Source organism: Mesorhizobium sp. M2C.T.Ca.TU.002.02.1.1, assembly GCF_003997225.1.
In genome coordinates this window covers 1-5570 of the sequence record NZ_RZTO01000398.1, presented here as the reverse complement: position 1 = coordinate 5570, position 5570 = coordinate 1, and the positions used below count along the sequence as shown (strand labels likewise).

At 62.7% G+C, this 5570-nt stretch carries 6 protein-coding genes and 2 pseudogenes; 4 read left to right on the top strand and 4 right to left on the bottom strand.

Annotated elements, in window-relative coordinates; genetic code table 11:
* Positions 1-376 (bottom strand): annotated as a pseudogene (locus EOD07_RS20390) (ABC transporter permease); the annotation flags it as partial.
* Between the two features lie 49 nt (positions 377-425).
* Complete coding sequence (locus EOD07_RS20385) at positions 426-1418, bottom strand: ABC transporter substrate-binding protein (protein ID WP_127236747.1); 993 nt, start codon at positions 1416-1418, stop codon at positions 426-428.
* Between the two features lie 85 nt (positions 1419-1503).
* Between EOD07_RS20385 and EOD07_RS20380 the strand changes: the two genes are divergently transcribed.
* On the top strand, positions 1504-2475 hold the full coding sequence (locus EOD07_RS20380; RefSeq protein ID WP_245470332.1) for a LysR family transcriptional regulator: 972 nt from the start codon (positions 1504-1506) through the stop codon (positions 2473-2475).
* 4 nt (positions 2476-2479) lie between these two features.
* Here the strand turns inward: EOD07_RS20380 and EOD07_RS20375 are convergent, their stop codons facing one another.
* On the bottom strand, positions 2480-3085 hold the full coding sequence (locus tag EOD07_RS20375) for a hypothetical protein (protein WP_127236745.1): 606 nt from the start codon (positions 3083-3085) through the stop codon (positions 2480-2482).
* A gap of 121 nt (positions 3086-3206) precedes the next feature.
* Between EOD07_RS20375 and cysE the strand changes: the two genes are divergently transcribed.
* Positions 3207-4055, top strand: a complete 849-nt coding sequence (cysE, locus tag EOD07_RS20370) for a serine O-acetyltransferase (protein WP_041007130.1) — start codon at positions 3207-3209, stop codon at positions 4053-4055.
* A 150-nt stretch (positions 4056-4205) separates the two neighbouring features.
* Positions 4206-4409: a DUF3126 family protein gene (locus EOD07_RS20365; RefSeq protein WP_027166457.1), complete on the top strand. Its 204-nt coding sequence runs from the start codon at positions 4206-4208 to the stop codon at positions 4407-4409.
* A gap of 123 nt (positions 4410-4532) precedes the next feature.
* On the opposite strand, the gene EOD07_RS20360 is transcribed toward EOD07_RS20365, so the two are convergent.
* Positions 4533-5120, bottom strand: coding sequence for a hypothetical protein (locus EOD07_RS20360; protein WP_073988576.1), 588 nt, complete (start codon positions 5118-5120; stop codon positions 4533-4535).
* A 347-nt stretch (positions 5121-5467) separates the two neighbouring features.
* Here EOD07_RS20360 and clpP point away from each other — a divergent pair.
* Positions 5468-5570: pseudogene (clpP, locus tag EOD07_RS20355) on the top strand (ATP-dependent Clp protease proteolytic subunit); the annotation flags it as partial.

Genomic DNA, 5570 nt, shown 5'->3' with positions numbered 1-5570 from the left:
AGATTATCGACAACGGCACCAGCGCCGGAACCGGGAGGTAGCGGATGAAGTCGATCATCGGCTCCAGCGCGGCGCCGATGATGCGATAGGAGCTCATCATGATGCCGATTGGAATCGCCATCGCCGCCGCCAGCAGGAACGCGATCCAGACGCGAGCGGTCGACACGGCAACGTGCCAGACGAGGTTCTGTTCGGTCAGCATCCTCCACAGGGCGGCGACCACGCGGGTGGGCGAGGGCAGGAATTGCGGCGCGATGATGCCGGAGCGCGCGGCCGCCTCCCAGGCCGCCACCACCAGGAAAGCCGCGGCGATGCCGACCGAAAGTTCCACCATCGGCGCAGCACGGCCGCGGAAGACGAACAGATTGCTGAACAAAATCGCTATCCCTGGGTGATGGGGGAGGCTGCGGCGCGTATCGGAAGACCTACTTCGCAGGCACTTTGTTGATCACCGAATTGTCGATCTGATCGGCGGCGATCAGCTTGTTGTCGGCGGCGCCGTTTTCCAGGTTGAGCTGCATGACGGTGTCGAAGATGCCGTGCAGGGTGCCTTTCTCGCCTGGCTTGCCCATATAGGCGAGCGACTCGGAAAGCGTGATGTAGGAGAGCGAGCCGTTGACGATCCCCTTCACCTCATCCGGCGTCAGCCCGAAATGCTTGGACGCCATCTCGGCGAACTTGTCCGGCTCGGCCTTGATGAAATCGACGGCTTCATAGATGCAGCCGAGGAAACGGGCATATTTGTCCGGGTTGGCCTTGAGATCATCGTTGCGCACGATGATCGCGTCGATGATGATGCCGCGATGATCCTTGGATGAGATCAGCATGCGCGCGCCCGGTCGGGTCGAGGCCTTGAGCGCCTGCGACATGAACGGCTCATAGGTGGCGATCGCGGCGATCGAGGGATCGACGAACACCGCGCCGGTGTCGGCGGAGGCGATATCCTTGATCTGAAGGTCTTTCAGCGACAGGCCCGCCTGCTTCAGCTCCATCTGAAGCAGCAGGCGCGCGGGGATGTTGGGTTCCGCAGCCACCACCTTGCCCTTGAGGTCGGCCACCGACTTGACGTTGTCGTCGGTGATCACGCCGTCGCCGCCGACCGATTCATCGATCGTGCCGATGATGATGCCGGGGGTCGAGGCATCGCGCGGACGGCCCTGATATTCGCCGACCGAACGCATCTGCAGCTCGATGTCGCCGCGCGCCATCGCCGCCATGACGTTCGTCAGGTCGTCCTCGAACTTGATGCTGACATCGAGGTCCTTCTTGGCGAAACAGCCAAGGTCGGACGCAATGTGGACGGGTGCGAATCCCAACCATGTGGGCGCCAGGATGCGGATCTGGTCGGCGCTGAAGGCGGATTGCGCGCCGGCGAGCACGAGCGCGGCGGACAAGGCGAAGGCCCTGGATGACTTCATGATTGTTCCCCAATGTTTTGTGTTTGTTTTGCGCAGGCTCGCGGCTTTCAACATTGATGTAAATGAGTTTATTTAGAAGCATACATTGAAGAATGTCGATGTATGGCAAGGGAGTGGCATGCGCCGGCTGGACAATATCGATATCCGCCTGCTTCGCGTCTTCGTGGCGCTGGCCGACTGCGGCGGCTTCGCGGCCGCCCAGATCACGCTCAATCTGTCGCAGCCGACGCTGAGCACGCATCTGGCCGAACTGGAAAAACGCATCGGCGCGCAGCTCTGCCATCGCGGGCGCAAGCAATTCCGGCTGACCGAGGTCGGCCGGGCCACCTACGATGCCGCGCAGAAGCTGTTTCGCGACCTTGACGATTTCGGGCATCGCATCAGCGCGGCCAGCGGCAGCCTGTCGGGGCGATTGCGGCTCGGCACATCGGACGGCGTGTTCACCAGCGCGGAGCTCGGCATCCAACATGCCCTCGGCCGCTTCATGGGGCCGGATTCCGATGTCTTCATCGACCTGACGGTGGGCACGCCATCCGAACTCGAACAACAGGTCGCCGACGGTGGCCGGGACGTCGTCATCGGACCGCTGTCGCAAAAGGCGCCGGGCGTCGTCTACCGCGATTATTGCGGAGAGCCGCATCTCCTCTACTGCGGGCGGCGCCACCCCCTATTTGCCGTGCCGGATTCGACGATCGACAAGGCGGCTATCGACACCGCCCGTTTTTCGGTCCGCAGCTACCGGCATTTCGACGACCTCTATCTTGTCGGCCATCCGCGCGCGAGCGCGTCCGTCGTCCATATGGAGGCACAACTGATGCTCATCCTTTCGGGCAACTTCATCGGCTTCCTGCCTTGCCATTTCGCGGATCCATGGGTGGCAAAGGGCGAAATGCGGGCGATCCGGCCGAGAGCCTACGCATTCAGCTCCGTCCATCGTGTCGCCTACCGCAAGGCCGATGCCCAGAGCTTGCTGGTCCAAGCCTTTCTCGAGGCGCTCTTCGACCCGGCGCAGGCGACGAAATCCGGGACGACGCGCGATCCGGCAGTGCGTCCTTGATCGATCAGGCCGGATTTTGCAGAGCCTGCAGCGATCGGCTCAGGTTCTTTCTGGCCTGTGCCTCGAACCTGTCGCGGAACGCCTGCGTGTAGAAAATATGCGACCGGGCGAGGAAATTCTGCAGGACGGCCGAGCGGCCGGCGCGCCACATCGGCTCCTCGACCCAGCCATATTCCAGCCGGACCGCCTTCTCGTAAGCATCGAAGACCGCCGGTTCGGCGCCGAGGATCGCCAGATCCATGTCGAGCAAAAAAGCCGCATCGTTGCGCGCGCCCTTGTCCCGGAACGGCGGCAACTGGTGCGTGGCGGTGGCGTTGATCATTGCCGCGATGCGGGCGAGGCGATGAGGGGCGACGCGCCCGGCGAGCCTTTTCTCGGCCAGTCCGGCGCTTTTTGCCTCATTGTCCTTGGCGCGGCTGTCATAGATGGCGTCGTGGAACCAGATTGCCGCTTCAACGGCCTGCGGATCTTCGAGCAGGTGCCGGTATTCCCTTGCCAGCGCCAGCATCGCGTCGATATGGGCCAAGCCGTGATAGTGGCGATCCGCGGCCTGATACAGCGCCGCAAGCTCGCTTTTCAGCGCTTCGTCGATCAAGGGTTCGTTTTCCATCGTCGCTTGAATTTGCGTGAACCAGGTCCATTTGACAAAGCACTAAGGAAAATTGAGTTCAACCGTGCTACGATCTGTCCTATATGTGCCGCCGGAGAATGAGCAAGGCCGGAGAGCGTCGATGAACAGCGTTACGATTGCCCGCCCCAGCATGGTGCAGCCGGTCGACCCGATCTGGCGGTCGATCCGCGACGAGGCGATGGAGGCGGTGAACCGCGATCCGCTGCTCGCGGCCTTCCTCTATTCGACCATTCTCAACCAGGAGAGCCTGGAAGAGGCGGTGATCCACCGGCTGGCCGAGCGCCTGGCGCATCAGGATATCGGTTCCGATCTCATCCGCCAGACCTTCAAGGCGATGCTGGACGACGATCCGGAGTGGAGCTCGACGGTTCGCGTCGACATCCAGGCCTATTACGACCGCGACCCGGCCTGCGACCGCTTCATCATGCCGGTTCTCTATTTCAAGGGTTTTCACGCCATCCAGACGCACCGGCTGGCGCATTGGCTGTGGAACCAGGGCCGCAGGGACTTCGCGCTCTACCTGCAGAGCCGCTCGTCCTCGGTGTTCCAGACCGACATCAATCCGGCCGCCCGCATCGGCAAGGGCATCTTCCTCGACCACGCCACGGGCTTGGTCGTCGGCCAGACGGCCGTTATCGAGGATGATGTCTCGATCCTCCACGGCGTGACTTTGGGCGGCACCGGCAAGGCCAATGGCGACCGCCACCCGAAGATCCGCCGCGGCGTGCTGATCGGCGCCGGCGCCAAGATCCTCGGCAATATCGAGATCGGCCATTGCTCCAAGATCGCGGCCGGCTCGGTGGTGCTGTCGCCTGTGCCGCACAACAAGACGGTCGCCGGCGTGCCGGCGCGGGTCGTGGGAGAAACCGGCTGCGACCAGCCTTCGCGGCAGATGGACCAGCTTCTGCCGTCGCAGAGCATGGACCACGTGGTCAGCTTCGACATCTGACCTCCGCCATCCTCGGAAACCGCCGAAATCCGGCCGCCAGGTTCGGCCGCTTTTGTCCTATGCAATTGTCCCGGCTTGCCTTTACATGGCCATCGTTGGCGTGTCAGAAGCGCGTTCCATCGAACGAGGCCGACATTTCGGAGAAGACTTTTGAAGCCTGACGAGATCAGAAAGCTGGACGCCTATTTCAAGCGCGTCTTCCAGAACCCCAAGCTGCAGGTGAAGGCGCGTCCGCGCAAGGAGGACTCGGCCGAAGTCTATGTCGGCGACGAGTTCCTCGGCATCGTCTTCAAGGACGAGGACGACGGCGACTATAATTTCTCGATGGCCATTCTCGACATCGATCTGGCTTAATTCATACCGGTTTCCGGCCGGGCGGTGCCGCCGCCCGCCGAGTTGGCCTGCAGGCGCAGGCCGCGGGCTCTGTTCCGACGCAATCCGGACGGAAAGCCGCGAAGCACTTTTCCTGGAATTGCTTTAATCTTGGCAATGCCGCGGGATATGCACCCGCCGCCAGCTTGTCGAACCTTCCCGCACCACCACCCGGCGCGCCACCGTCCCGTATGAGGGCGGGATTTGCCGGATGCGTACCTGCTGCGGCCGCACCAGCACTTCGTGGGCAACCGCTTCATATTCCGCCGGCAGGACCACGCGCCGGACGCGCTCCGGCTGGACCACCACCGTTTCCGCCACGCGCGCATAGCGGGCCTTGCGCCATACCTTGCACAGCACCTTGCGGCCATGGATGACGCGCCATTCCCAGGCATAGCCGCCATCGTCGACCTTGACCGTGTGGTAGACCGTGCGTGTCACCGCAGGCACAGTCTCGTAGGTGACGCGCGGCGGTGCGATCTGCTCCACGCCCTGATAGGTGCCGTAGATCGGCGCGTCGTAATCGACCACCTGCCCGCCGGGGCTCAGCATCACATCCTCGTAGACGGTGTCGTAAAGCGCCGGCCTATGGATCGGCTCATAGCATTCGAGCGCGCGGCCGCCGGCGGCGGTTCCTGAGACGCTGGCAAGCATCGCGACGGCCGCCAGCGATGCGGAGCTTTTGCGGATCATGACATTCCCCCGTTGAAAAAGGACGCCTTCACAACGCAGGACTGTAGCGGAAGGTCCGGAAGCCGACAGCGATTTCGAGGCTTTTCGTTAAGCGGCGCGGTTAAGGAATTGCTACCTTGCCGATGGCTTCGGCTCGACCAGCCGGACCGAGCCCGCCTCACAGGGCCAATCCGCCTCGGCTTCGCCGGCGCCGCAGCGCTTTACTCGACTTAACCAGATGGCTAGGAGAGGCGGCCTTGCGCTAGGGTGAGCCGGCATCCTATTTAGGTCGTAACCGATCCAGAACGATTCCGCGCGATTGCCGATAATGCCAAGGCGCCGGAATCCATCTCCAACAAGGGCAGTCCATGAAGAACCCCGTTGAAACCTACATGAACCTCGTTCCGATGGTGGTCGAGCAGACCAATCGCGGCGAGCGCGCCTACGACATCTTCTCGCGCCTCTTGAAGG